Raw genomic sequence first — 26849 nt, forward strand, 5'->3', positions numbered from 1 at the left:
ACCCTAGAGAAATATTTAAACAGATAATAACCTTAAAAATATAAACGTATCTATCACATTTATTTTTAAGGTTTTTTCTTTGTCTTCATCTACTTTTTTTTCAACTTTGTCTACCATTTAAACACATATTACCTATATATAACATGAATACAACTTCAGTTCAATTAGACTTCCTTAAAGAATTAGGAATTGAACAACGCAACCCTGCCTTCTCTACAGGTAGAAAGTTTGCAAAACTTGATGAGAACCGAGAAACTCGTAAAATCTTCTCTCCTGCTGACGGTGAATTGATTGCTGAGGTAGAAATGGCTACTGAAGCTGACCTTGAAATCATAATCAAAGAAGCTCAAAACGCTTTTGAAATATGGAAAGTTTTACCCGCTCCTAAGAGAGGTGAAATTGTACGTCAAATCGGTGAGGCTCTTCGAAAATATAAAGAACCTCTTGGTAAACTAGTTACTTATGAAATGGGTAAGATTTATCAAGAAGGACTTGGTGAAGTACAAGAAATGATCGACATCTGCGATTTTGCAGTTGGACAATCAAGACAGCTTTACGGCTTGGAAATGAAGTCTGAGAGACAAGATCATAGAATGTTTGAACAATGGCACCCACTTGGGATTGTAGGTATTATTTCTGCGTTTAACTTCCCTGTAGCCGTGTGGTCATGGAATTCAATGATTGCTTCTATTGCTGGAAATGTCTGCATCTGGAAACCTTCAGAAAAAACACCTTTGACTGCCATTGCCTGCCAATATATTCTTCAAGATGTATTGAATGAAAATGATTTACCAGAAGGTTTATTCAGCTACATTATTGGTGATGCATCAATTGGTGCTAAAATGTCTCATGACCAACGTTTCCCTCTAATTTCTGCAACTGGATCTACTTGTATGGGTAAAAAAGTAGGTGAAGCTGTTGGAGCACGTTTAGGTAAATCATTGTTGGAGCTTGGTGGTAATAATGCTTTAATCATTACTGAAAATGCAGATATTGAAATGGCCATCAGAGCGACTGTTTTTGGGGCAGTAGGTACTTGTGGTCAAAGATGTACATCTACAAGAAGACTGATTGTACACTCTAATGTCTATCAACAAGTGAAAGACCGTCTCCTTAAAATATACCCTTCTTTATCTATTGGAAACCCATTAGATGAAAGCAAGTTGGTGGGACCATTGATTGACAAAGATGCTGTAGATGCCTTTAAAGCGGCCATTGAAAAGGCAAAAGCTGAAGGTGGGAAATTATTAATTGGTGGCGAATCCTTTCATGCGGAAGGTCTTTCTGGGAATTATGTACAGCCAGCCATTATTGAAGCTGAAAATCACTATGAAATAGTACAAGATGAAACTTTTGCTCCTATTTTATATTTAATTAAATACAGCGGTGAGGTAGAAAATGCTATTCAAATTCAGAATGACGTGAAACAGGGATTATCATCAGCTATTTTCACCAATCACTTATTAGAATCTGAAGTCTTTTTAAGTGCGGCAGGTTCTGATTGTGGTATCGCCAATGTAAATATAGGAACGTCAGGTGCTGAGATTGGAGGTGCATTTGGTGGTGAAAAAGAAACTGGCGGAGGTAGAGAATCCGGTTCAGATTCCTGGAAAGCTTACATGAGAAGACAAACCAATACTGTAAACTATGGTCGTGTCCTTCCTTTAGCTCAAGGTATCAAATTCGACATATAGAGATGTAGAGAGGGCTTCAAGTTTAAAAGATTTGAAGCCCTTTTTATGACCATCGTCATAAAAACTTACATCAAACAAGGGAATAATGGATCATTTAATGGTCTATTTTTTTTGAGATTGCTCCTTCATTAGTTATATTGAATTAGAGATTATTCAAGCTATAACATTTGAATTTTTACAGCACTCTCTTTACATACAATAGTATTACCTATCTGTTTTAACATTACTTTATGGCTCAAAACAAATACTTTTCTGTGATGTTGATTGATGACAATGAAATCGACAATCTTATAAACCAAAAAATGATTGAAGCTTCTAAAATAAGCGACAATATATTTATCCATTCTGGAGCAAAAAGTGCAATTGAGTTTCTTCGTAACATAGAAAAGCTTGGAGAAATAGCCGATCAAGTTTTACCTGAACTTATCTTTCTTGACATTGATATGCCTCTAATGGACGGCTTTCAGTTCCTGGATCTATTTGATCAGCTGGATGAAAAAACCAAGAATAAATGCAATATAGTAATGCTTACCTCCTCGATTAACCCTCAGGACATCAGCAGATCACAAAACTATAGTTACGTAAAGAAATATGTCAACAAGCCGTTGACACAGAAAAATTTGTCTTTATTAGAAATTTAAAAGCATCACTATATACATACATGTAGTACAGTCACTGTTTAACATGTAGAAGTAAGTCTTAATTTGCAAGAGGAATAATTCTAAAGGAGCAATTAACGAGATTTTGCTCTGAATTTATTCACTCTTATACATGACACTTGGGTGTCTATACTAACAAAAAAGGTATTGATTTATTTCAATACCTTTTTCTTTGTCTCAAACTTATAAAGCTATGATAAAATGAATACAGCAAGCTGTGACTCTTCATCTTTAATCTAATCGACATTACAACATCATCATAAAGTAATGTTTTCTCCTGTCTTGATTAGACCTAAAAATAAATTTCCAATTACTGCAGTTTTATATTTCCAACTGCTTCATCACTCATTCTCACCGCTTACATATCGGATAAACTGATCATCCATCCTAATCTGTCTTGTTGGGGCGAAAATATAAGGAGATTTAATTTGAGTATATTTTGTAATAATATTAGATACTTTTGACATTTTATCACGCTTTGCTTCACTCATGCCTGTTTTCAGCATCTTCAAGAAAAGTGTGATGGAAGGGCAACTTTCTTTTCCCATCAGTCGGATCTGTCTTTGAATACTATTCGCTAACTGATTAAATAACTCATAATCACGAATACAAACATATTGTAAAGCCAAAAGACATTTCACTTCTAAAAAGGCGTGAGGGTACTTTTTCAAACTTATCTCATTCAAGAGATTATTAAGAAAACGTGCTGCTTCATCAAACTCCTTAGCATGATACGCTGACATTGCTCTATAAACTACATAAGAAACATAATTAGGAATATCCTCCTTATCGGGCTCATAATCCGCAAAAATATCTTTATTGGATTCAAATAGCTCGGTTTGCGTATCGGTTTGCAAAGCCCTCTGAAGCTTTGTTTGCAGGAATTGAGAAGGGAAAGTATATAGATTACTATGCATCAGTAAAGGCACTACATCTTCATTTACAGAATCAAAATACTTGCTTGCCTTTCTGAATACACCGTAATGTGTGTAATATTCTAATTTTAAAAACTCGAAAACATTATGAAGGTGGAAATAGATAGAATCCATCTGATATTGATCGAAAACTTGATCTATCTTCAAAAATATATCCTCAATTGGCTCTACATCTTCTGTATCTGAAAACTTCACATTCGAATCATCTTCTATGAACAATCGATGGAAAATATTCATACAACTCTGATATACAAATGGACGATGGGACTCATAAAGCTTACAAGTATTCTGCATTTCTTTATGCAGAAGGTCCAATCCCATTTTATCTATCTCATCACCTGTGAAGGCATAGACACCAAACTTTTTGAAATAATCAGCTAATATATCTTCAATTTTATCTACCGCTAACATGTAAGCCACATGTTTATTGTAAAGCTGAGAGTAGACAAAGTAATCTGGTGAGTTGATATGCAGTCTTTTTAGAGCCTTATATACCACGGTCAACTCATTGGACAAGTCATAATCTAATAATTCCTTTTCCAGCTTTTTGAGAGTTACAATGGAAATTGCTCGTTTTTTGGTAAAGACCATTTCATGAATATTTGCCACTTTCTTCAACAGGTCGGCTCGTGGGCTTTCCATTTGCTGTAGCAGATATTCTTCAATTTTTTGATTCAGCCTTGATCTTAAAGTATAGTAAGCATTGGTATTCACATCTAATTCAGACATCACCTGCTGATCAGATATTTTCTTTTCTCTCATAGACGCAAGTAGGTATGCCGATTTCTCAGCATTACTTTCCATAAGAGAATTTCTTATTGCTTCGTAGTCTTTTTCAGATAATTGCTTAATGATATGTTTTAACCTCGCCATAAATTAAATACTGAGTGCTTTATTATTGCGTTGTAGAGAACAAGTCGAGAGAGTATGCCTTAATCAAGAAAATGAGGTTCAATAGCAATAAAAATAGTAAACTTTTATCGAAATACTTAATTTTTCTATACTTCTCACATATAAATATAAGAATTGATTTTTAAAAACCTATGTATTATTTCATGGTGTTATAGGATATAAAAAGTAAAATTACATTTTTCAATTATTCTCTTTCCAAGTTCCAATCCAATTCTTTAAAATATCCAATCCAAATTCTGTCAAAATTGCCTCTGGGTGAAACTGAACGCCAAAAATTGGTAAATTTTCGTGTGCAATTGCCATCACTTCCTCCTCTTTAGAAGAGGCTACCACCTTCAGTGTGTTAGGGACATTTGATAAAATTAGAGAGTGATATCTCACAACGGAAAATTCAGAAGGAATGCTTTGAAATAAAACTGAAGGCTGTGCATCAATCTTCGAAATTTTCCCATGCATAGGTTTTAGCGCTTTTACCACTTTTCCACCAAAATATTCTCCAATTGCTTGATGTCCTAAGCAAATTCCTAATATCGGATGTGTTTTGTGGTAATAATCAATTACCTCTAACATATTGCCCGCTTTATCCGGCGTTTCCGGACCTGGCGACAATACGATAGCATCATATTTATAAACTACAATTTCTTCTAAAGGGGTAGTATTACGCACTACTTCCACTTTCTGTCCTAATTGTGTAAAATAATCTACTAAATTATAAGTAAATGAGTCAAAATTATCTAATAATAAAATCATGATGCTTAGTTTATTTGAGCACAAAAATAAAAAAGGGAAGCTATTAAACTTCCCTTTTACTTATAAATTTTCTTCAAATAATTCATGAATCTCTTTACTATACCTTTTCATGCTAGGCATTATAGTACCACCGGCATCTAAAACCCAGTCGTTTAGTTCTAATAATTTGGGATAAACTACTGAATCTTCAGTGACATTTTTAGGCAACCCTAATCCTGCTGAATTAAAAAGACCTAATATTACTGATAAAGAAAGTGCATATTTAAAACCGCCTAACAATAGTGCAGCTACATTATCCAAATCATCCAATACGGAATAATCAATTTTATCCTGCAACCATTTCCCTAATAAGTTCAGACCCATTGTACCTGCAAAAAAGAAAACTACGTATGCAAAGAATACAGTGGATTTAGGTGTATTGACGTACGTTTTCGAAGATGAAAATGCTCCCGCAACACCAAAGAATATCAAGGAAGCCCCTACTACAAATACCAATGTTGATATTATTTCTAATAAAAAACCTCTCTTAAAACCTTTATAGGCACCATATACTATCATTCCTGCAAGAATGATATCTGTGATTCTAATGTATGATGTAAAAAATCCTAAATCTTGTTCCACTGCTTATACTAAATTTTTGAATTACATTAACGCTTCTTTCACTTTAGCTGAAACTACTTTCATGTCTGCTACACCTGCAAATTTCTTACCTGCAGCACCCATTACTTTCCCCATATCTTTTGGAGAAGTTGCTCCCACTTCAGCAATTAACTCTTTTACACCTGCAACAATCTCTTCTTCAGACATTTGCTGTGGCAAGTAAGATTCAATCACTTTCAATTCAGCTAATTCAATTTCAGCTAAGTCTTCTCTACCTGAGCTTTGGTAAGTTTCAGCTGACTCTTTTCTTTGCTTCGCTTCTTTCATTAAAAGCTTCAATTCCTCTTCAGTAGTTAAAACAGCATCTTTTCCTTGTGCTGTTTCTGCTAATTGAATTTTAGCTTTTAATTGCTTTAACGTACCTAAAGTTGCTTTATCCTTACTTTTCATGGCCGTTTTCATGGCCTCTTGTATTTTCGCCTTTAAGCTCATTGTATTTATGTTAAGATTTGAAATCTATTTCCATTTACAAAAATAACAACTTCTTGCACGTTTACTATCAAGATACAAAAAACCTTCTGAAATACCTTTAAAATGCATATAGATAACTCTCTGATGGGAATAAAAACCCTCTAAATTTTGTTATTTCATTATAACGAAGGGGTATTTATGGTCTATTTTTCCTTTAGTGTTTATTAATTTTCCCTTTTGTTATGCTTTTATAAATGGAATAAAGCATTTTTGTGTGAACTTTAAATTAAACTGGAAAATAGAATTATGACTCGATTAAGCGTCAACGTTAATAAAATTGCTACCATCAGGAATGCAAGAGGTGGGGATAATCCAAATTTGGTGAAAGTTGCAAAGGATGCTGAACGTTTCGGTGCACAGGGAATTACCATTCACCCTCGTCCGGATGAGAGACATATTACTAGGCAAGATACTTATGATTTAAAACCTGTTGTTACAACAGAATACAATATTGAAGGAAATCCAGAGCCTCGTTTTATGGAGTTGGTATTAGATGTGGTGCCAGAACAAGCTACTCTTGTACCAGATGCCGATGATGCTATCACTTCAAACGCAGGCTGGGATACAGTAAAACATCAAGCGTTTTTAACTGAAGTTACTGCCCAATTAAAAGCGAAAGGAATCAGAGTTTCTATTTTTGTTGATCCTGATCCGAAAATGGTAGAAGGTGCCGCTGCTTGTGGAGCAGACAGAGTGGAATTATACACTGAACCTTATGCGGCTCAATATCATGACAACAAAGAAGATGCGATTGCTCCTTACATCAAAGCAGCTGAAAAAGCCGTTGAGCTCGGTTTAGGATTAAATGCAGGTCATGATCTTGACTTAGACAACCTTAAGTATTTCCATGACAATATTAAAGGGTTGGATGAAGTTTCAATTGGTCATGCATTAGTTTGTGATGCTCTTTATTACGGCCTTGAAAATACTATTCAACTTTATCTTAAGCAGTTGAAATAATGCAATATCAACAAATCATATATGATTTGAATAACCCTTTTGCTTCGGAGGAAGAGGTTAACCAAGCAATAAAACTTGGGAAACAACTTCCTTTGAAAGGGGTTTGTGTCTCACCTTTTTGGGCAAAAAAAGTTGCAAGAGAATTTCAAGACAAAACGCTAATTATTCAATCTTATGCTGGCACTTTAAATGATCTGACTCAAATCAAGGTGTTTGCAATGAAAGAGTTGATAAAAGTTGGTGTCAATGATATTATTTCCACTTTGAATATTGGTGCTTTTAGAACCAACTCTGGGTGGTGCAAAATAGAATGTCTTCAACTTTCTGAAACAGCTCATGCTCAAGAAGTATTGCATACATTAAAAATTCCAGCAAGCCCATTAAATAATAATGAGATCGAGAAAGTCGTCAGCATCTGTAATCAAACAGGCATTGATACTTTAATGCTTCAAGAAATACACCTCGATCAAGTGACTTTGGTTCGAGAAAATATATCAAGTGATATAGAATTATCCATCCAAACTTCTGATCAAAATATTTTAAAAATGCCTTTTGAAACTGTCAACTTATCATCTGAATCAATACAACCTTAGGCCATATTGTCAGAAAAATTGAAAAGGCATTTTAATTGAAAGGAAAAAAGAAAAGATAAACACTAACAAAATGAAACAGATCTTACTTACGGTATTGGTTAGCCTGATGAGTGGCTTTGGAGGTGCTTTTCTCTATCAGAAATATTTTGTAGCTACAGAACTGCAAGAATTCCAATTTGCCAATAATACGCTGGAAAACCAACCTATATCAACCCCACTTACCAACATCTCTTCTGATGACTTTACAGACGAGAACTCAAAAGATTTAAATATTGCTGACTTTGCTGAAGCTTCAGCCGTCAGTACAAAATCTGTGGTCTATATCGTCACTTATGTCAAAGATAGATATAGCAACAGAAGAACCTGGAGTGATTTATTTTTCGGAAGACCTACTCAGAAAAACCCTCAAGGGATTGCTGTAGGTTCAGGTTCAGGAGTGATTTTCTCCAAAGACGGTTATATCGTAACGAATAATCATGTTGTAAAAGGAGCTGACAAAATAGAAGTCAACTATAATAAAAGAACCTATGAAGCAAAACTGATCGGTATCGATCCGTCTACTGATATTGCTTTACTGAAAATAGATAAAAATGATTTACCGGCTATACAAATCGCCTCTTCTAAAGCTGTGAGAGTGGGTGATTGGGTATTGGCTGTGGGTAACCCATTTAACCTTACAAGTACGGTTACAGCAGGAATTGTAAGTGCAAAAGGTAGAAAAATTGGGATCATGAACGACGTCTTCCCTATTGAATCTTTTATACAAACAGATGCTGCTATTAACCCTGGTAATTCAGGTGGTGCATTAGTCAACTTGCATGGTGATCTAGTGGGTATTAATACCGCTATTTTATCTAAAACGGGATCCTATGCAGGTTATGGTTTTGCTGTCCCTTCAGATATTGTAGCTAAAGTGGTCAATGACTTGAAGAAATACGGAGAAGTACAAAAAGCTTTTCTCGGTGTGAGTATCAAAGCTGTAAATGAAAAAATTGCAGAGAAACTCAACATGAAAGAAATCAATGGCGTTGTAATCACAAAAATCGAAGGAGGTGCTGCGGAGAAAAATAAATTAGAAGTAGGTGATGTGATTTTATCTATTGATAATTTCTCTATTGAAACAGAAGCAGCCTACGATGAGCAACTTAGTTATTATGTTCCTGGCGATAAAATTTCAATTGAAATACTACGTGAAGGAAAGAAAATAAAGAAAAATGTTGTTTTAACAAACATTGATGGAACAACTAACGTAAATGAGAAGAAGGTTTACGATGCTAAAGAAATCGGTGCTAAATTTACGGCGATTTCAAAAATTGAAAGATCAAAACTGAATCTTGAAACAGGTATTCGTGTTGAAGAGGTGGAAAGAAACGGTTTGATCAGCGAAATGGGAATTAAAGAAGGAATGATCCTGGTTTCAATTAACCGTTACCCTTTGGATGACCCTAAAGATTTCGCTAAGATTCTTTCAAGAATTAGAGGTAGAGTGATTATTGAAATCATGAAAAAAGATCGCTCTCACCGTTATTACAGTTATTATTTTTAATAAGTACTCCTCTTAGTTTACATATGACTATTCAAGAGTTCTTAAAAGTTGAATTAGATATAAAATAAAAATAAAAAGATGTCAAGAGAACGTGTAAAAACCCTCATCATTGGTTCAGGCCCTGCAGGTTATACTGCTGCAATTTATGCTTCAAGAGCTAATTTATCGCCTGTATTATATCAAGGTCCTCAGCCAGGTGGTCAGTTGACGATCACGAATGACGTTGAGAACTTCCCTGGTTACCCTAAAGGTATCATGGGTCCTCAAATGATGATGGAATTACAAGAACAAGCAGAGCGTTTTGGTACAGATATCCGTACGGGTTTTGTAACAGGTGTTCAATTTAACGAAGACGGTCCTCACGTGGCTACAGTCAACGAGGAAATTGAAATCGAAGCTGATTCTGTAATTATTTCTACTGGTGCTTCTGCAAAGTGGTTAGGATTAGAATCTGAAACTCGTTTAAACGGAATGGGTGTTTCTGCATGTGCTGTTTGTGATGGTTTCTTCTACAGAGGTCAAGACGTAGTGGTAGTTGGTGCTGGTGATTCGGCGGCTGAAGAAGCACATTATTTATCAAACCTAGCGGCGAATGTTCACTTGTTAGTACGTCGTGATGAGATGAGAGCTTCTAAAATTATGCAAGACCGTGTAATCAAGAAAGAAAACATCACTATCCACTGGAATACTGAAACGAAAGAAGTTTTAGGTAAAGATGCTGTTGAAGGGGTTAGAGTATTCAATAACAAGACAAATGAAGAAAGTACTATTGATGTAACTGGTTTCTTCGTTGCAATTGGACACAAACCAAATACAGATATTTTCAAAGGTCAGTTAGATATGGATGATGCTGGTTACTTGATCACTAAGCCTGACAGTACACAAACTAATATTAAAGGTGTGTTTGCTGCTGGTGATGTTCAAGACACTGTGTACAGACAAGCTGTTACTGCTGCAGGTACTGGCTGTATGGCTGCTTTAGAGGCAGAAAGATATTTAGTTGAGCTTGAGGACTAAGCACCAAGCCAAAATTATTTAATAGTAATTCCAGTTATTGTTTCGCGATTACTGCCTTAAAAAAATTATCAATAGAACCACTATTCATGCATTTTTTTAAGTTGCACTCACAAAAAATATTTAAGAATTACTTATCAAATACTTTTGGCTTAGTACTTAAGTTCTATTAAAATACATAGAAAAAGGTATGATAATTTCGTTTATCATACCTTTTTTGTTTAAAACGGATACTTTTTTTTATTGAAATATCGTTAACTCACCAAATACTATTTAACATGAATTGCCTTTTAGCAATTACTTTAGTATTCTTGTGAAATTAAGGACCAAGATGAACTTAATGTGAAGCATTATCAGCTTGGTAACAATAAATTTAAACGAACAAAAAACTTATTTTTTTAGTTCATCCGTGACAAATTAAATTATGAACTTGAATCGTATTTCAAAGCCTACTTTTATATATACTGTTTTATTCTTGTGTGTGATTTTATGCTCGTCAAATGTTTCATATGGGCAAGGATTCTTCAGAAAAATATTTAAAGGAAAAGATAAAAAAGCTAATACCGAATTAGTACAAGAAAATACACCTTCTGAGGTTGCCGTCATAGTTCCAACTTTCTCTTTAGAAAATGGAATTGAAGATTGTCAACATCAAGAAGAATTGGCTTCACTACCTGAAGCTTATCAGAGAATTAACCTCAATGAAACAGAACAATGTGAAAATGTTGTTGAAATTCTTGATGGAAAGTTTGTAGACGCCACTTACCTGACTGGGTTTGATTACTACAGCAGCTGGGATAATTGGAATGTCAATCCTTATAACATTTCTTCAAAAGTTTTAAAAGACAGCGTTGACCTTCATTTATATGAGGAAGGTGACAGTTTAGCATGGGCTTTTCCTTTAGATGAAAAAAGAAAAGTCACTTCAAAGTACGGTTTCAGAAGATGGAGATTCCACCATGGCATTGATGTAAAATTGGCAGTTGGTGACACACTTCGTTCTATGTTTGATGGCGTAGTAAGAATTGCAAAATACAACAGAAGAGGATACGGTTATTATGTGATGATCCGTCATAAAAATGGCCTTGAGACTTTATACGGTCACATGAGTAGATACTTAGTGAGACCTGGTCAGGAAGTAAAAGCAGGAGAAGTAATTGGTCTTGGAGGTAATACAGGAAGAAGTACTGGCCCTCACCTTCATTTTGAAATCAGATACCAAGGTTATGCATTCAATCCAGAAGATATGATTGATTTTGCAAACCATGAAATCATCCCTCCTTCCGACTTTACACTTACGGCAAAAAATTATGAGTTATTGATTGAGTCGAAAAAGAATGTTTATCATAGAATCAGAAGTGGTGACTCTCTTTGGAAAATCAGTAGAAGATATGGAACATCTATCACTAAAATCTGTAGACTGAATGGTATGTCAAAACGTACTACTTTAAGAGTCGGCAGGACAATTAGAGTTAGATAATAAAAATGGCGATCTTTATCCGAGATCGCCATTTTTATATTAGAAAGGTAAAACCCTTGAAACTTCTTGTTTGTACTTTTGAAAAGCTTCAGGTCTGTTTTTCATCATCTGTTTATCTTTTAAAGGAATGGAAGCAAACATAAACATCAACCACATTCCTACTGATCCTAGTACCGTATACCATGGTGCATTGTAAGATACTCCCATCATTGCCACTCCAAACCAAAACATCATCTCTCCTAAATAATTTGGATTCCGAGATCTTGCCCATATTCCAGACCTTAAAATATCTGTTTTTTGTTTATTCTGCCTTTTTCTGAATTTATCTAGTTCATTATCTGCGAAATATTCAAACAATGTACCTACAAAACAGAAGAGAGCTCCCAGAGCAAATAACCATACATTGCTTAATTCTCCTCCGGCATACACCCACTCAATTCCCCAAATACTTAAAAACACAATACATGTAGGATAAAGGTGAATGGCTAGAAAATTAATCGGCTGAAAAAATGCTTTAAATTGCACTCTAAAATTAGAATACCTGAAATCTTCGTGGTGCCAACCTGGCCATCCTCTCCCCCAGCTTAAGGTCAACCTCCATGACCAAAAAGAAATGACAAACGCACAAATCCATTGAGGAACGCTCCATTGAAAACCATCAAATAAATAAAAATACTGGAGTATAAAATAAAAAGGGATAACACTCCAATAGGCATCATAAACACTGCTATTTTTCTTTATGACTGAAAATGCAAATGTCACAACAGTCATAGCAAGGTCTGCCACTAAGAAACGGAGGGTCAGTGATTCATAATCTGCATATTGATAAGTAAAATAACCTACTGCTCCGACAATCAGGTAGATTACTGTAATTTCAAAAAGTGCTTGCTGTTTTTTGTTCATGATATTTTTGTAAGGTGATAATGATTTAAGGGCTGATAAGTTTCTTCTAGCCAAGGTAGTTTTCTCAATTCTTTCTTAGACATAGATCTAATGATTGTTGCAAATTTTGAAACTAAACCTCTTACGTGTTTGTCTTCATCATGAGTAGGGACTACACATGCGGGTTTAAACTCTTCTGTTAGTTTCCTTACGCCCTCTAAACCAGGTGATACAACTCCTCCTAAAAAAGCGGGCAATTGATAAAAATTAAAAGGAGTCATCAGCAAAGTGACCGGACTGAATTCCCCTAGTGCTTTTATGTATTTATAGTTGATGTCGAAACCATGTGTTGCTAAGCAAATGCTTTCATTACCATCATCAATCAGAAATGCATCATAAATAGGATCTAACCACCTTTTTGTAGGTAAGAAATGAAAAGTAACTCCTTCCACAGCTTGTTTTTTTATTTTCTTACTTAAAGGTATAAATTCTGCTTTTGGAAGTACTCTTTTGACTTTTCTGCGAATACTTTCAGGTCCCATTACCTTTTGTGGCTGAAGTTGTTTTAAAGTTTTACTGTGAAAATGATCAGGATATTTTTGAGTAATAAGTACTATATCAAAAGGCGGTATTTCCTCATATTTTAATGGAGGAGTACGGTGCCATTGTTTATTAAACCAAGAAAAATAATCTATTTCAGCTCCTTCGAGCCATGGGTCAACAAGTAGTTTGAGTGAGTCCAATTCAATGTACCATGAATTGTCCATGTTCAATCTTTGAATCTTTATCATAGTGCGCTTGAGAAGTTAATTTTTTGAAGTTCAAAGTCAAAATAACTTTGCTTTGTTACTTGTTAACTAAGATAAACAGATTTCTTAATAAAATGTTCAACAAGAATAAACTAAGGTTAATAATTCGTTTTTGAAATTGAATTATGAATAAAAATACTTTATATTATAAAAGATTTGGCAGGAAAGCTAATTTGTAACTTAAAGTATTGCACCCAATCACCCAATAACTATGACCATTATAGAACAAACTGTACTTATATTCCTACTCTTGTTTAAAATTTATTTCAGCTGTGGGCTTCTCTTTGGATTTTATTTTTATTTCTGGGGAAGTCATAAACTGGACGATACATTTAAAGTCACCTCAAAAAAATCTCAATTACTTTTTGTTCCAGCTGCTGTTATTTTATGGGTTTATTTATTGCCCAGAATTTTAAAAACTTAAGTCAAAATCACAACCGAAGAAAGCACCAAAGGAATGGGTGCTTTTTTTATTTTTACACTTTCATCTGCTTACGTTTTTTATAAAAAAACTTAAACGTACCCACTTTACGTTCTTCCTTCCTACTTTTATCTTATGAAATCATTACGAAAGCAACTTTAAAAAATAAATAAGAAATGGCAACCGATTTTTTTTACAACAAAGAAGTACATCAATACTCAGAAAATGAAGGTATCACAGTAACAGAGGGTGTATACCGATTGGGTATGGAAGATATGGAAGAAGAAGAACAAACCTTTATTGACCTAATAGATGCTTTCCTAGACGACCCAAAACTGAAGGATGTAGTAGGGCTTTGCATTGGTGCATGGCCATGTGCTTATGACTCGAGCTGTGATAGTATTATCAAAAAGATAATTGAAGAAAAAGAGAAACTACAACAACTTGAGGCTATTTTTGTTGGTGATATGGATTATGAGGAATGTGAAATTTCATGGATTCAACAAACCAACCTCAATTCCATTTTTACACATTTCCCGAACTTAAAAATGCTTCAAATCAGAGGAAGTGAAGGTTTGGAACTAGGTAAAATTAATCACCAAAACCTTGAAACATTGGTACTGCACAGTGGTGGTTTACCAAAAAATGTTCTACACGACATTAGCAACGCTAATCTTCCTAAACTAAAGCATCTAGAACTTTGGCTAGGTACAAGTGATTACGGCTTTGGTGGTGATGTAAAAACAGATGTTGCACCTTTATTGGAAGACGGTAAATTTCCTTCTCTATTCCACTTAGGCCTTCAAAACGCTGAAAATGCCGTAGATGTTGTTCAACTTATTGCTAAAACTCCATTACAAAAAACGATACTGTCCTTAGACTTATCAATGGGAACTTTAGTGGACAAAGATGCAGCGCCACTGCTTGACGCTCCGTGTATGCCACAACTCTGTTATCTTAACCTTAATAGCAATTTCCTAACGACAGAAATTGGCCAACAAATAAAAGGTAAATTCCCTCATATTGAATTGAAGACGGGAGAACAGAAAGTAGCGGAAGTATACGGTGACGAAGTTTACCGTTATGTTGATGTAAGTGAATAACACAACTTATTGTGAAAGTAATACTTTTAGGAAATCCCGAAAACCGCAGGCTTCAGATGATGCAAGAAGCATTGCATTCTTTTGGGCTAAACTACCAAACAATAGCGTGGATAGATTTTCTATCCACGCCTCAACTTTTTGATGCTATTCTTGAAGATCATGATGTAATCAAAATTGACTCTTTTGGAGAAAACTTCGACGTTTTTAAAGCTCTTTTGAAATGGGGGCTTAAAGCGATAAAAAAAGAATCTTATCATCAGATCAGTGAATTAGAAATTGAAAACCTCAAGAATGACAAAGGGAAAATTCAATTTTCAAGACAGGCTTATTTAGGTTTAAAAAAAGCATTAGAATGGATAGAAAATAGTGTCAAACAGAAGAAAAATATTCGGTTTATCAATACACCTCAAGCTATTCTTCAGATGTTTGATAAAAAAGCTTCACATCAAATCCTTAGTAATAACAGTATTCCAAAAACCAGATTTCTTGGCACTGTAAAAAACTATGATGATTTATCGCAACTGATGACAGAACAGAATACACATCAAGTTTTCATCAAGTTAGTACATGGATCTTCCTCTTCAGGGGTAATGGCTTATAGAAGAAGTAAAAGTAGAGAAGTTTTAAAAACATCTGTTGAAATCGATACTAATTCTGAATTGTACAATTCTTTGAAGATCAGAACTTATCGAGATACAGAAAAAATACGACTAATTGTAGATCAACTGGCAAAAGAAAACTTGTTGGTAGAGAAATGGGAACCTAAAGCTACTTTTGACAATAAAGTTTTTGACTTGAGATTAGTCGTCATCAATCAAAAAGTAGAGCATGTAGTGATGCGCTGTAGTAATTCTCCTATGACCAACTTACACCTGGGAAATGAAAGAGGTAATTTGAAGGCTTTAAAAGAGTTTATTGGGATTGAAAAGTGGGAAGAAGTGAAGCAAACAGCAATTCAAGCAGTAAGTTCTTTTGAAGGGGCTATGATAGCAGGTGTGGATTTGATGCTTCAATCCAACAATCATAAAGTGAAAATTATTGAAGTCAACGCTTTTGGCGATTTAGTACCTAGAATTGTTAACCCTCAAGGCCGTACTACTTACGAAGAACAGGCTTTTGTTATTAAATCAATTTTCGATGAAGTCCTTACCTAAAAACATTAAATGTCTTTGTTTCGACTTAGACAATACACTCATAGACAGAAATAAAGCCTATAGTACTTATTTAGAAAAGGCTTTTGAATTTGTCAATCAACCTAAAATTTGGGCAGAAAACAAGACTAGAATTCTTGAGTTTGACAATAAAGGATACAAATCAAGAGAGATTTTCTATCAGTGGTTGATCTCTGAATTTATGCATCAAAAATTATTTGAAGAGTTCCAGAAAAAGTATGTTGTAGGAGATTTTGTAGAGAAAGTTGATACCGAAATCATCACTACTTTAATGGCTTTAAAAGAACACTATCACCTTGTATTACTAACAAATGGAGGGAATCATAATCAGCAGAAGAAAATAGTAAATTCTGGTTTGTATAAAATCTTCCCTCCTTCTTCCACATTCATTTCAGGAGATTATAGTTTTGAAAAACCGAATCCAATGTTCTTCAAATTAATTCAGATGCAATATGGATATACTCCTGATGAGATAGTAATGATAGGTGATGATTACGATAAAGATATTGTTGGTGCTCATCAATTGGGGTGGCCAACAATTCATCTTAACGAGAAGAAAATCGATGCTTCCATGGCTAGTGTTCAAATTAAAAACATCCAAGAAATTGCACTATACTTATGATCAATGCCAATAAAATTGTAGGTGATTATGATATTGTATTGATCACCTTAGATACTTTGAGGTACGATGTCAGTCAACAGCTTTTTGAAAATGGGAAATTACCTCAGCTCCAAAAATATTTACCTGCTTCAGGGTGGGAAAAACGACATGCTCCAGGAAGTTTCACTTATGCTTCACATCATGCAATCTTTTCAGGTTTCTTCCCAACTCCTATTGAGGAGCCAAAGCAAGAACGGTTATTTGCAACTCAGTTTGCAGGAAGTGAAACGTCACTTTCTAACACATTTACTTTTGAGGAAGCTTCTATTATTGAAGGCTTAAAAGCTAAAAATTATCATACAGCTTGTATTGGAGGTGTTGGCTTTTTCAATAAAAGAACTGCGCTTAGTCGTGTTTTTCCTTCCATGTTTGATGAAAGTCACTGGGAAGATCGGCTTGGTGTAACATCTCCCTTTTCAACCAAATATCAATTTGAAAAAGCGAGAGAGATTGTTCAACAACATCAGAAAAACCGACTTTTCCTTTTTATCAATATTTCAGCCATCCATCAGCCTAATTATTTTTATGAAAAAGGTGCTACAAAGGATTCTATTGTATCACATGCCAAAGCATTAGAATACGTGGACAGTCAATGGAACATTTTAATGGACGCCTTCAAGGATCGACCTACATTGTTTTTACTTATGGGTGATCACGGAACAGCTTATGGAGAAGATGGGTATCATGGGCACCGTTTGGCTCATGAAGTAGTTTGGAATGTACCTTATGCTGAATTTTTAATCAACAAAAAATGAATTTAAACGAATATATCAATCAATCCTATTATCACTCTTATGCCTATTCTTACCCCCATAAAATGGCATATAGAACTTTTGATAAGCCACTTACACTAAAGGATGTATGGAAGGAAGAAAGTAAGCGTAATGTATTTTTATATCTTCATCTTCCTTTTTGTGAAATGCGCTGTGGGTTCTGCAATTTATTTACAATTGCAAACCCTAAAAGCGATATGCATCAAGCGTTTCTCAGTGCTTTTTCACGACAAGTTAAAGCGATAAAGGAAGAGCTTGGGGATATACATTTTGCTAACTTTGCATTTGGAGGAGGAACACCTAGCTACCTTTCTGCTGATGAATTGAACGTTGTCTTATCTACATTAAATTCTTCTCTAGCACTTAATACACATACTGTCAATTCAGCTATTGAGGTTTCGCCTAAAACGATCACTTCTGACAAAATACAACTCTTAAAAGAAAATGGTTTTTTCAGAGTGAGTATGGGAGTTCAAAGCTTCATTGAAGAGGAAGTAAAAGCAATGGGCAGGCCTCAAAAAGTGGAAGAAGTCACAAGGGCAATTAGAGACCTAAAAGAAGCTAATTTTCCGTTACTGAATTTGGATTTGATATATGGAACGGAGAATCAAACTAGTGAAAGCTGGCAATATACTCTGGATCAAATGCTCGAAGTCAATCCTGAAGAAGTATTTTTATATCCTTTGTATGTAAGACCTCTAACAGGGTTGGGGCTGAAAGAAAAAGAATGGGATGATTTTAGAATGAAATTGTATTTACAGGCTAGAGATTTTCTGATGGAAAATGGTTATGAACAAGTTACAATGAGACAATTTAAGCGAAAAGATGCTCCTTCATTTGCTCATAAAGACTATAAATCACAAGAAAATGCCATGCTGAGTTTAGGTGTTGGGGCTCGCTCTTATACCAAAAAATTACATTATAGTAGTGACTATGCTGTTGGTAGATCTTCCATCAAAAATATCATCAATCATTATAACACCTCTTCAAAAGAGGATTTCAAAAAGATCAATTACGGTATTCAACTGAACTTGGAAGAAGAAAAAAGAAGGTATTTCATCAAATCATTTTGTGAGGGAACAGGGCTTTCCATCAAAGCATACCAAAATTATTTTCACTCTTCAGTATTTGAAGATTTCAAATCAGAAATAGATGAAATGAACGCACTTCAATTGATAGATATTACTTCTACTTCCATAAAACTCAACCTTAAAGGAAGAACACTTGAAGACGTAATTGGTCCATGGTTGTATTCTGACGCTATCAAAGCTTCTATTCAAAAATTCGAACTCGTATAATGGATTCTACTTGGAATATTCTTTACAGAGGATCTCTGACAAGCTGTAATTATTCTTGTCACTACTGCCCTTTCGCCAAAACAAAAAATACAAGAGAAGAATTGGCTATTGATGCACAACAACTTTTACAGTTTCAAAATTGGGTCAATGGCAGAAAGGAAAAAATCGGTATTCTTTTTACGCCGTGGGGAGAAGGATTGATTCGAAACTATTATCAGATGGCGATGACTGCTCTAAGTCATATGCCCAATGTGTATAGAGTCGCAATTCAAACGAATTTGTCCTGTTCATTAGATTGGGTGGATGAAGTCAATAAAGACAGTTTTGCTTTATGGACCACATATCACCCTAGTCAGCTGTCATTAGATTCATTTTTAGAAAAATGTGAGGCATTAGTTGAAAAAGGGATACGTTTTAGTATTGGCACAGTGGGTCTAAAGGAGGATATAGAAATCATTTCTCAATTAAGAAAGCGATTGCCTTCTTCTGTTTATTTATGGGTAAATGCTTATAAAAGAGAGGCTGACTATTATAATAGTGATCACTTGAAACAACTTTTGGAAGTCGATCCTTTATTTCATTGGAACAATCAATACCATCAAAGCAAAGAGAAAGCCTGTGATGCTGGATCAACTTCTTTTTCGGTAGACGGTGATGGAAATATGACTTCTTGCCACTTTATTAAAGAGAAAATTGGCAATATCTACCAGGAAAATTTTGAAGAAGCATTATATCCACGTCTTTGCTCCAATACCACCTGTGGTTGTCATATTGGGTATGTTCATCTCAAAGAATTAGAACAGAAGAAGATTTATGGAAAAGGGCTATTGGAACGAATTCCAATTCATCTCTAACCTTTTTAAAATACATTAATACAAAAATCCCCTCGAAGAGTATTATTACTTTTCGAGGGGATTCTTATATAATGTGCATTAGCAACCAGCATCAGATTTAGAGATACTCGCGTGAACACTACCTGTTCTTTCTTTTTCTACATCAGATTCAGAAATATTTTCAGTTTCTGTTTCCATTAGGTTTCCTGAATTGTCATAATATTCAATTGTCCAATCCCCTGTTGAATAAATGCTTGTCAAAGTCACAGTTAATTCATAAGCACCTTCAGCTGAACTGTAAGCATTTAATTTATACTGCTTATTTAGTGCTTCAGTGCCATTTGGCTTTAAGACTCTGATATTTACGTAGCCATCGTCATAAGTACTCAAACATTCATACGCTAAAGATGTTGTACTCATTTTCACTAAAATACTAGCACCAGCTGAATTTGAAGTATTGTCTGGGTTGATCTCTTCGTCATCTGTTTCAAAACATGCTGTAAAAAGTAGAGGCATAATGAAGATAAAAGCAGCTCTCAAAAAATTGTTTTTCATAATGAATAAAATTGAAGTTTTAATAAATAAGTCACTAATAACTTTCGGATTGAAAAGCACAACACATCGCCTGAAAATTATTTCAGCCCCACTCTCTTATTCTGTATGAAAGGGGGTAAAAGAGTAAAGAATTTTGTCTTTTCTGTCAGGTACTTAAATTCTCAAAAAGAAGAAAAAGTTTATTAGTAGATCAGTAATAGAAAATCACCCATTCCATAAGTTCTACATAAAAAATCTAATCGGGTAAAATGAACTAGATACTTAAAAAAGTTATTCTTTATAGAAGAGGAGCAATACTGATATCACAAACATTTAAATTTGAAATGAAAAATCAAAAAATACCAGCCAATAACCACCTGCACACGCCTTAAAATACCTAGAAATGGTTATACAAAAACTTCAGATATTAACAAACACCTCTTTCTCGGGTACAAAAAAAGAGAGCTCAACTTCATTCCATTGAGCTCTCTTTTCATTTTATAATTCAAAATTTCAGAAAAGAAGGTTTACCAATCTGGCTTATTTCTATCCTGTTTTTTCGATTTTTTCTTTTGTTGTTGGAAGTATTGTACTTCCTTGTTTTTCAATGCATCCAAGATCATTTGGGCTTGAGAGGCAGGCATTTTTATTTCCTCCATACGGTTATCGAAGTTAGCTTTTTCCTCAGCCTTCTCACGCTCCTTTCGCTCCTCTTCAGTCTCCTCACCTTGTTCACCCTCTTGCTCATTATTCTCCTCCTGTTCTCCGTCTTTTCCTTGCTTAGAGTCTTTCTGATCTTTATTGTCTTGCTTATCGCCTTCTTCGTTTTGATCTTTATTCTCCTCGCTGTCGTCTCCCTCCTGATCTTTGTTATCTTCGTTTTTATCCTTCTGATCCTTATCTTGATTTTCCTTATTATCTTGGTTTTGATCTTGGTTATCTTGATTCTGATCCTGATTTTGTTGTTCCTGCTCTTCCTGTTCTTTTTTCTGTTTCAGCAATAATTCGTAATTATATCGAGCTGCAACATTTTCAGGATCGAGCTTTATCGCTTGCTTCATAAATTCTAAAGCTTCATCAATTTTCTGCTCTTGAGATTTTAAAATCCCCAACTGTTGATTAGCAGTAGAAGCTATCTTCTTATCTTCTGCATTCTGAAGTCTAACATATCTTTGCAAAGCATTTTCCATGTCCTCAGAAAGGAAGTACGAATGTGCCAATCCAAGCATAGCCGCTTCATCTTGTACATTCATAGAATCGACTAAATAAGAATAAGCTTCAATAGCCGATTTATAATCTTTGGCTTGAAAAGCTTCAGAAGCGACGGATTTATGTTTGTTCTCTTCCGCTATTCTTCCTATTCCATTATGGTCAGAAAATATATTTAAGACGATTAGTAGCGTTAAAATCGTATTCATATATTTTTAATGTTAAAAAATCTTACAAGTTACTTTCTTTACAACGAAAGACATGAAAAATATACTCTAAAGTGATTTTTCATGTCTTTCCGTATTTATTCAACTATTCTAATAGTTTCTAAGCAATTTTTCAAATCTTTTTTAATAAATGCTTTTGATATATCAGATAGCTAGTATTTTTTAACTTATTATTTAACAACTTCACCGTATAAGTCGAAAGGCTCAGCACTTGTGATTTTAACATTTGCAAAGTCTCCTAAACGAACATGGTTTTCTTCAGATACAGGTACCAAAACCTCATTATCTACTTCAGGTGAGTCAAATTCTGTTCTACCAACAAAATAACCTCCTTCAATTTTGTCAAATAATACTTTGTATACTTTACCTACTTTCTTCTGGTTTAATGCATCAGAAATTTCCTCTTGAAGTTGCATAATCTCATCTGCACGGTCTTGTTTCACCTCTTCCGGCACATCATCTTCCATATCATCGCCAGCATGCGTATCTTCTTCATGAGAATAAGTGAATACCCCTACTCTTTCGAACTGCATTCTTTCTACGAAATCATACATTTCATTGTACTCCTCTTCTGTTTCACCTGGGTGACCTGTAATCAAAGTAGTACGGATAGCAATACCCGGTACTCTTTCTCTGATCTTGTTGATCAATTCCTCTTGCTTCTCTCTCGTTGTACCTCTTCTCATTCTTTTCAACATCTCTGTTGAACCGTGCTGTAATGGAATATCCAAGTAATTAGCAATATTATCCCTCTCTGCCATAACATCAAGCACATCCATAGGGAAACCAGTTGGATAAGCATAGTGCAGACGGATCCACTCTAGACCTTCAACATCAGAAAGTGCTCTTAAAAGATCAGCCAATCTTCTCTTTTTATAGATGTCCAATCCATAGTAAGTCAAATCTTGAGCAATCAAAAGCAATTCCTTCACGCCTTTAGCTACCATATCTTCAGCCTGCTTCACCAAATCCTCTATCGGCACTGAAACGTGCTTTCCTCTCATCAATGGGATGGCACAGAAAGAACATGGTCTGTCACAACCTTCCGCAATTTTCAGGTATCCAAAGTGCTTATCTGTAGTCAACAAACGCTCTCCAAGAAGTTCTTTTTTATAATCTGCATTCAATGCTCTCAATAAATTCGGTACTTCACGCGTACCAAAGAAAGCATCTACTTCAGGAATTTCCTGTACCAAATCTTCTTTATATCTTTCTGACAGACAGCCAGAAACATACACTTTATCTACCAAACCTTCTTTCTTAGCATCAGCATAACGAAGAATAGTTTCTACAGATTCAGTTTTAGCATGACCGATAAATCCGCAAGTGTTGATCAATACAATATTGAATTTATCATCTTCCGCTTCATGTACTACGTCAATGCCGTTTCCTTTTAACTGAGTCATAATTACCTCTGAGTCTACAATATTCTTAGAACATCCGAGTGTAATAATGTTGACTTTATTTTCTTTAAGTGTCTTGGTTTTCAAGAGATTACTTCTTTAAATTTCTTATTAATGAGAATACTATATTTTACTTTTCAATTCCATAAAAATGGTATTCGAGCAAAATAAGTTCTGCAAAAATATCAGATAAATACTTGCATAACAACCTATTTAATTAAAGAGATGTTAGTCATTTAATAACCTTAAGAATTAGCGAGTGATTTTTTAATAATATCTTCTTGGCTTAAATACTCTTATTTTTTTACTTTAAACTCTACTTTATATATCAATATTACGGGAAAAACAGATATTTTTGTGTCATTAACCTGTGAAAACAGTTAGTGGCAAATTAATTGATTTTTTATCACTGACTTCTGTAATTTAACTGAAATAGCATGAAGCTCTTCGAGCAAAATAATACACATAAAGAAAAGAAAGAAAGAGTATCTGAAGCTACTTTCATTCCGGTCATGACCTTGTCAGTAATTGCCATTACTTTTCTGGTTGGGATTTGGTCTATCAAAGAGCTCCGTGATTACAAAATCGATGTCAATCAATTAGAAACTGAGTTTACGAGCAAACAGAAAAATGTAACCGTAAACGAAGTAGAAAATGCTTTTAAATACATTCAATACCTAGAACGAAATACTGAAAAAAGGCTGAAAGAAAATCTGGTGAACAGAGTGGATGAAGCTTTTCAAATTGTTGACAATATCTACAAAAGAAATAAGGGCAGACTCTCCGAAAAACAAATTATAGACCTGATAAAAGATTCTTTACGACCTATTCGCTTTAATAATAATAGAGGATATTATTTCATTGATCACATAGACGGTTATAGTGTAATGAATGCGTCTTCTCCTGAATCTGAAGGTGAATCTATTATGGACCTTCAAGATGCAAAAGGAGATTATTTCATTAAAAAAGAAATGGAAATTGCCAAAACAAAAGGAAAAGGCTTTTTTCAATATTACTGGATCAAACCGGAACAGAAAGGTCAAAAACAGTTTCCTAAAACTTCCTATTTAAGGTATTTTGAGCCTTTGGGTTTAGTCATTGGCACTGGAGAGTATATGGATGATGTAACGAAAGATATGCAGATTCAAGCATTGGAACGTATGTCATCTATTCATTTTGGAAAAGATGGTTATTTGTTTGTCAACAAAAGAGGAAACCCTTTGTTGATGGACTGGAAATATTTCGAGGAGGCTTATCAGTTGACAGATGAACAGCTGACAAGTTTGCCTATTACTGATGAAAATGGTGACACTACTTATTTTAAAGATCTTCCTTTTATCTTAATGAATACAGACAAAAAAGGCGGTTTTTATTATTACGATTATAAAAAACCTAAATCTGATGATATCACTAGGAAATTCTCTTATGTGATTTATTTTAAGGAATGGGACTGGACCATTGGGGCCGGTGTTTACCTTGATGAATTGGATGATCAGATTGCGGCTAAAAGAAGTTTGCTGATCACTGAACTGACTACTGAACTTTTTAGAATTCTATCGTTATCCACTTTATTAATAGCAATTCTTTGGTGGAGATTAAGAAAGGTGGCTACAGGAATCACAAATAATATTGAGGAGTTTTCTAATTTCTTTGACGAGGCTTCTAAAGAACATGTCAAAATCAACAAAGACCGTTTGGCCTATGCTGAGTTTGATCAATTGGCCACTTTAGCCAATAAAATGTTGGATGATCGTGAGAATGACAGGAAGAAAATCATAGAAGCTTATCATGAAATTCAAACTTCTGAAGAAGAACTCCGTCAACAGTCTGAAAGTTTGATGTTTACCAATCAAAGGCTGGAAGAAGCAATGCAGGAACTGAAATCAGCACAAGTTCAGCTGATCAACTCAGAAAAAATGGCTTCTTTAGGTCAGTTAACAGCCGGTATTGCACATGAAATCAACAACCCTATTAACTTTGTAAGTTCGAACGTACAGCCTCTGAAAGATGATATTGATGATTTGATCCGTCTTTTGGAAAACTGTAATGATCTGACCAAAGAGTTTGAAAGTAAAGAAGCTTTCCAACAGAGAGTAAAAGAAATCAATGAATTGGCTGAGGAGATTGAGGTTTCTGTCATTACGGAAGAAATCAAGGAGTTGATTAATGGTATTGAGGAAGGTGCGCTACGAACGAAGGAAATTGTATTGGGATTGAGAACATTCTCAAGGCTAGATGAAGATACTTTCAAATGTGCCAACATCAATGAGGGAATTCAATCCACGATCACAATTCTAAATAATAAGGCAAAGAAAAAGGATGTTGAAGTGGAGGTGGATCTTCAAGACGATTTACCTGAAATAAAATGTTTGCCAGGCAGGTTGAATCAAGTGTTTATGAACATCATCAATAACGCGATTCAAGCGGTAAATGAAGACACTGGCAAAATCCTAGTTTCATCCTCTTTTACTGAAGGAGATGAGTTTGTCAATATAAAAGTAAGAGATAATGGTGAGGGAATGCCTCAAGCCATTATTGATAAAATCTTCGATCCTTTCTTCACTACCAAAGAAGTGGGTGAAGGGACAGGTCTTGGTTTATCGATCTCTTATGGAATCATAAAAAAACACGGTGGTGAAATTATGGTTTCTTCAAAATATAAAAACGATAGTTCGGATGAAGATTCTTATACAGAATTTTCTATTATTCTCCCTTTAGAGGGTGAAGACGATTTAAAAAACGAGTTCTAAAAAAATATGAGTGATTATCACGTTCCAGTAATGCTGCAAGAGTGTGTAGACGGTTTACACATTGACCCTACTAAAACTTATGTTGATGTTACTTTCGGTGGCGGAGGACACACAAAAGAAATATTAAGCCGTTTGACTACGGGAAAATTAGTGGTTTTTGATCAGGACCCTGATGCTAAGAAAAATGCAGAGGCAATAAATGATGACCGTCTGATTTTCTGTGCTGCTAATTTCAGATACTTGAAAAGGTATTTGAGGTTGAACGGTATCAAGCAAGTTGCTGGAATTTTAGGAGATCTTGGTATCTCATCTCATCAAATCGACGAAACTTCGAGAGGTTTTTCTACAAGAGGTGACGCTCCTTTGGATATGCGTATGGCTCAAAGCGGTGCTTTAAGTGCTAAAGAAGTTATCAACGATTATGAAGAGATTGAGCTTCGAAAAATGTTCAAGCTTTACGGAGAATTAAATCAACCACACAAAGCGGCAAGCTTGATTGTTCATGCTCGTTCGGCTGGAGAAATTGAGACAACGCAACAGTTGATGGATGCTTTAAAGCCAATGGCACCAAGAGGGAAAGAAAATCGCTTCTATGCTCAAGTTTTCCAAGCGATCAGAATTGAGGTCAACGAGGAATTGGTGACGCTTAAAGAAATGATCGAGCAAGGTGCTGAAGTGTTAGAAGAAGGCGGTTACTTTGTAATTGAATCTTACCATTCTTTAGAAGATCGCTTAGTAAAGAACTTTTTCAAAACGGGTAATTTTGAAGGGGAAATGAACAAAGATTTCTATGGTAATCTTTTACGCCCATTGAAGCCTTTGAAAAGTAAGCCTATCACTGCTTCTGAAGAGGAAATTGCTAGAAATAGAAGAGCGAGAAGTGCTAAATTAAGGGTGGCGATTAAGTTGCCTGCAGACAATAAGAAGTAACCTGTGAACACTTTTTTGAGGATATAAAAGAAACCTTTCCTAATATTTGAATTGGGAAAGGTTTTTATTTTATACTCTCCAAAATTTAATGCAAAATATGGTGATGGCTATTTTAGGTTGATCTAGCTACATCCGTTACTAAAATTACCACATTTATAGTAATGTTTTTC

At 34.8% G+C, this 26849-nt stretch carries 24 protein-coding genes; 15 read left to right on the plus strand and 9 right to left on the minus strand.

The features are described 5' to 3' along the window. Positions 1-143 precede the first annotated feature (143 nt). Both amaB and HHU12_RS15755 read left to right on the plus strand, forming a co-directional pair. Positions 144-1694, plus strand: coding sequence for an L-piperidine-6-carboxylate dehydrogenase (gene amaB / locus HHU12_RS15750; RefSeq protein WP_169657707.1), 1551 nt, complete (start codon positions 144-146; stop codon positions 1692-1694). Positions 1695-1924: 230 nt separating this feature from the next. Then, positions 1925-2335, plus strand: coding sequence for a response regulator (locus HHU12_RS15755; protein ID WP_169657708.1), 411 nt, complete (start codon positions 1925-1927; stop codon positions 2333-2335). A 359-nt stretch (positions 2336-2694) separates the two neighbouring features. Here HHU12_RS15755 and HHU12_RS15760 read toward each other — a convergent pair whose 3' ends face one another. The 4 genes from HHU12_RS15760 to HHU12_RS15775 form a co-directional block, all read right to left on the minus strand. Continuing rightward, positions 2695-4161 (minus strand): hypothetical protein, encoded by a 1467-nt coding sequence (locus HHU12_RS15760; protein ID WP_169657709.1) that lies wholly within the window; start codon positions 4159-4161, stop codon positions 2695-2697. Between the two features lie 219 nt (positions 4162-4380). After that, the gene (locus HHU12_RS15765; protein ID WP_169657710.1) at positions 4381-4950 is read right to left on the minus strand and encodes an anthranilate synthase component II; all 570 of its coding nucleotides are present in this window, start codon (positions 4948-4950) and stop codon (positions 4381-4383) included. A 60-nt stretch (positions 4951-5010) separates the two neighbouring features. Further along, entirely contained in the window at positions 5011-5571 is a 561-nt protein-coding gene (locus HHU12_RS15770; RefSeq protein WP_169657711.1) for a CvpA family protein, read from the minus strand. Between the two features lie 21 nt (positions 5572-5592). Continuing rightward, entirely contained in the window at positions 5593-6042 is a 450-nt protein-coding gene (locus HHU12_RS15775) for a GatB/YqeY domain-containing protein (RefSeq protein ID WP_169657712.1), read from the minus strand. A 285-nt stretch (positions 6043-6327) separates the two neighbouring features. On the opposite strand from HHU12_RS15775, the gene HHU12_RS15780 reads away from it, so the two are divergent. The 5 genes from HHU12_RS15780 (at position 6328) to HHU12_RS15800 (ending at position 11674) form a co-directional block, all read left to right on the plus strand. Then, positions 6328-7041: a pyridoxine 5'-phosphate synthase gene (locus HHU12_RS15780; protein WP_169657713.1), complete on the plus strand. Its 714-nt coding sequence runs from the start codon at positions 6328-6330 to the stop codon at positions 7039-7041. After that, a complete protein-coding gene (locus HHU12_RS15785) occupies positions 7041-7634 on the plus strand; it encodes a beta/alpha barrel domain-containing protein (protein ID WP_169657714.1) in 594 nt (197 codons plus the stop codon). Before HHU12_RS15780 ends, HHU12_RS15785 begins: the two co-directional genes overlap by 1 nt. A 70-nt stretch (positions 7635-7704) precedes the next feature. Further along, complete coding sequence (locus HHU12_RS15790; RefSeq protein WP_169657715.1) at positions 7705-9180, plus strand: trypsin-like peptidase domain-containing protein; 1476 nt, start codon at positions 7705-7707, stop codon at positions 9178-9180. A gap of 78 nt (positions 9181-9258) precedes the next feature. Continuing rightward, on the plus strand, positions 9259-10197 hold the full coding sequence (gene trxB / locus HHU12_RS15795) for a thioredoxin-disulfide reductase (RefSeq protein WP_169657716.1): 939 nt from the start codon (positions 9259-9261) through the stop codon (positions 10195-10197). Positions 10198-10618: 421 nt separating this feature from the next. Continuing rightward, the gene (locus HHU12_RS15800) at positions 10619-11674 is read left to right on the plus strand and encodes a M23 family metallopeptidase (RefSeq protein ID WP_169657717.1); all 1056 of its coding nucleotides are present in this window, start codon (positions 10619-10621) and stop codon (positions 11672-11674) included. A gap of 39 nt (positions 11675-11713) precedes the next feature. On the opposite strand, the gene HHU12_RS15805 is transcribed toward HHU12_RS15800, so the two are convergent. After that, complete coding sequence (locus HHU12_RS15805) at positions 11714-12577, minus strand: DUF1295 domain-containing protein (RefSeq protein WP_169657718.1); 864 nt, start codon at positions 12575-12577, stop codon at positions 11714-11716. Next, a complete protein-coding gene (locus HHU12_RS15810) occupies positions 12574-13347 on the minus strand; it encodes an MBL fold metallo-hydrolase (protein ID WP_169657719.1) in 774 nt (257 codons plus the stop codon). The genes HHU12_RS15805 and HHU12_RS15810 overlap by 4 nt, the downstream gene beginning before the upstream one ends. A gap of 615 nt (positions 13348-13962) precedes the next feature. On the opposite strand from HHU12_RS15810, the gene HHU12_RS15815 reads away from it, so the two are divergent. Genes HHU12_RS15815 through HHU12_RS15840 form a run of 6 tightly spaced genes read left to right on the plus strand, consistent with a single transcriptional unit; the run spans position 13963 to position 19647 of the window. Beyond that, positions 13963-14889 (plus strand): STM4015 family protein, encoded by a 927-nt coding sequence (locus HHU12_RS15815; protein WP_169657720.1) that lies wholly within the window; start codon positions 13963-13965, stop codon positions 14887-14889. Between the two features lie 11 nt (positions 14890-14900). Further along, entirely contained in the window at positions 14901-16043 is a 1143-nt protein-coding gene (locus tag HHU12_RS15820) for an STM4014 family protein (protein ID WP_169657721.1), read from the plus strand. Beyond that, entirely contained in the window at positions 16027-16683 is a 657-nt protein-coding gene (locus HHU12_RS15825) for an HAD family hydrolase (protein WP_169657722.1), read from the plus strand. Before HHU12_RS15820 ends, HHU12_RS15825 begins: the two co-directional genes overlap by 17 nt. Continuing rightward, positions 16680-17477, plus strand: a complete 798-nt coding sequence (locus HHU12_RS15830; RefSeq protein ID WP_169657723.1) for an STM4013/SEN3800 family hydrolase — start codon at positions 16680-16682, stop codon at positions 17475-17477. The genes HHU12_RS15825 and HHU12_RS15830 overlap by 4 nt, the downstream gene beginning before the upstream one ends. After that, a complete protein-coding gene (locus tag HHU12_RS15835; RefSeq protein WP_169657724.1) occupies positions 17474-18793 on the plus strand; it encodes an STM4012 family radical SAM protein in 1320 nt (439 codons plus the stop codon). The genes HHU12_RS15830 and HHU12_RS15835 overlap by 4 nt, the downstream gene beginning before the upstream one ends. Continuing rightward, positions 18793-19647 carry an STM4011 family radical SAM protein gene (locus HHU12_RS15840; RefSeq protein WP_169657725.1) on the plus strand — a complete coding sequence of 285 codons (855 nt, stop codon included), beginning with the start codon at positions 18793-18795 and terminating at the stop codon, positions 19645-19647. The genes HHU12_RS15835 and HHU12_RS15840 overlap by 1 nt, the downstream gene beginning before the upstream one ends. Before the next feature lie 78 nt (positions 19648-19725). Here the strand turns inward: HHU12_RS15840 and HHU12_RS15845 are convergent, their stop codons facing one another. From HHU12_RS15845 to rimO, 3 genes are all read right to left on the minus strand, one after another. After that, the gene (locus HHU12_RS15845; protein WP_169657726.1) at positions 19726-20181 is read right to left on the minus strand and encodes a hypothetical protein; all 456 of its coding nucleotides are present in this window, start codon (positions 20179-20181) and stop codon (positions 19726-19728) included. Positions 20182-20687: 506 nt separating this feature from the next. After that, positions 20688-21578, minus strand: a complete 891-nt coding sequence (locus HHU12_RS15850) for a tetratricopeptide repeat protein (RefSeq protein ID WP_169657727.1) — start codon at positions 21576-21578, stop codon at positions 20688-20690. A gap of 188 nt (positions 21579-21766) precedes the next feature. After that, the gene (rimO, locus tag HHU12_RS15855) at positions 21767-23086 is read right to left on the minus strand and encodes a 30S ribosomal protein S12 methylthiotransferase RimO (protein ID WP_169657728.1); all 1320 of its coding nucleotides are present in this window, start codon (positions 23084-23086) and stop codon (positions 21767-21769) included. Positions 23087-23436: 350 nt separating this feature from the next. Between rimO and HHU12_RS15860 the strand changes: the two genes are divergently transcribed. After that, on the plus strand, positions 23437-25749 hold the full coding sequence (locus tag HHU12_RS15860; RefSeq protein ID WP_169657729.1) for a sensor histidine kinase: 2313 nt from the start codon (positions 23437-23439) through the stop codon (positions 25747-25749). 6 nt (positions 25750-25755) lie between these two features. After that, positions 25756-26679, plus strand: a complete 924-nt coding sequence (gene rsmH, locus HHU12_RS15865) for a 16S rRNA (cytosine(1402)-N(4))-methyltransferase RsmH (RefSeq protein WP_169657730.1) — start codon at positions 25756-25758, stop codon at positions 26677-26679. Positions 26680-26849 lie beyond the last annotated feature (170 nt).

Origin of the sequence: Flammeovirga aprica JL-4 (assembly GCF_012844305.1) — a bacterium.
Classification (GTDB): domain Bacteria; phylum Bacteroidota; class Bacteroidia; order Cytophagales; family Flammeovirgaceae; genus Flammeovirga; species Flammeovirga aprica.

What these genes read in the sequence shown, in the direction of transcription:
- HHU12_RS15825 (WP_169657722.1), top strand. Translation starts at nt 16,027, where the DNA reads ATGAAGTCCTTACCTAAAAACATTAAATGTCTTTGTTTCGACTTAGAC.
- HHU12_RS15780 (WP_169657713.1), top strand. Translation starts at nt 6,328, where the DNA reads ATGACTCGATTAAGCGTCAACGTTAATAAAATTGCTACCATCAGGAAT.
- HHU12_RS15835 (WP_169657724.1), top strand. Translation starts at nt 17,474, where the DNA reads ATGAATTTAAACGAATATATCAATCAATCCTATTATCACTCTTATGCC.
- HHU12_RS15785 (WP_169657714.1), top strand. Translation starts at nt 7,041, where the DNA reads ATGCAATATCAACAAATCATATATGATTTGAATAACCCTTTTGCTTCG.
- HHU12_RS15830 (WP_169657723.1), top strand. Translation starts at nt 16,680, where the DNA reads ATGATCAATGCCAATAAAATTGTAGGTGATTATGATATTGTATTGATC.
- HHU12_RS15775 (WP_169657712.1), bottom strand. Translation starts at nt 6,042, where the DNA reads ATGAGCTTAAAGGCGAAAATACAAGAGGCCATGAAAACGGCCATGAAA.
- HHU12_RS15840 (WP_169657725.1), top strand. Translation starts at nt 18,793, where the DNA reads ATGGATTCTACTTGGAATATTCTTTACAGAGGATCTCTGACAAGCTGT.
- trxB (WP_169657716.1), top strand. Translation starts at nt 9,259, where the DNA reads ATGTCAAGAGAACGTGTAAAAACCCTCATCATTGGTTCAGGCCCTGCA.
- HHU12_RS15790 (WP_169657715.1), top strand. Translation starts at nt 7,705, where the DNA reads ATGAAACAGATCTTACTTACGGTATTGGTTAGCCTGATGAGTGGCTTT.
- HHU12_RS15765 (WP_169657710.1), bottom strand. Translation starts at nt 4,950, where the DNA reads ATGATTTTATTATTAGATAATTTTGACTCATTTACTTATAATTTAGTA.
- HHU12_RS15760 (WP_169657709.1), bottom strand. Translation starts at nt 4,161, where the DNA reads ATGGCGAGGTTAAAACATATCATTAAGCAATTATCTGAAAAAGACTAC.
- HHU12_RS15815 (WP_169657720.1), top strand. Translation starts at nt 13,963, where the DNA reads ATGGCAACCGATTTTTTTTACAACAAAGAAGTACATCAATACTCAGAA.
- amaB (WP_169657707.1), top strand. Translation starts at nt 144, where the DNA reads ATGAATACAACTTCAGTTCAATTAGACTTCCTTAAAGAATTAGGAATT.
- HHU12_RS15845 (WP_169657726.1), bottom strand. Translation starts at nt 20,181, where the DNA reads ATGAAAAACAATTTTTTGAGAGCTGCTTTTATCTTCATTATGCCTCTA.
- HHU12_RS15850 (WP_169657727.1), bottom strand. Translation starts at nt 21,578, where the DNA reads ATGAATACGATTTTAACGCTACTAATCGTCTTAAATATATTTTCTGAC.
- HHU12_RS15755 (WP_169657708.1), top strand. Translation starts at nt 1,925, where the DNA reads ATGGCTCAAAACAAATACTTTTCTGTGATGTTGATTGATGACAATGAA.
- HHU12_RS15800 (WP_169657717.1), top strand. Translation starts at nt 10,619, where the DNA reads ATGAACTTGAATCGTATTTCAAAGCCTACTTTTATATATACTGTTTTA.
- HHU12_RS15810 (WP_169657719.1), bottom strand. Translation starts at nt 13,347, where the DNA reads ATGATAAAGATTCAAAGATTGAACATGGACAATTCATGGTACATTGAA.
- rsmH (WP_169657730.1), top strand. Translation starts at nt 25,756, where the DNA reads ATGAGTGATTATCACGTTCCAGTAATGCTGCAAGAGTGTGTAGACGGT.
- HHU12_RS15860 (WP_169657729.1), top strand. Translation starts at nt 23,437, where the DNA reads ATGAAGCTCTTCGAGCAAAATAATACACATAAAGAAAAGAAAGAAAGA.
- HHU12_RS15805 (WP_169657718.1), bottom strand. Translation starts at nt 12,577, where the DNA reads ATGAACAAAAAACAGCAAGCACTTTTTGAAATTACAGTAATCTACCTG.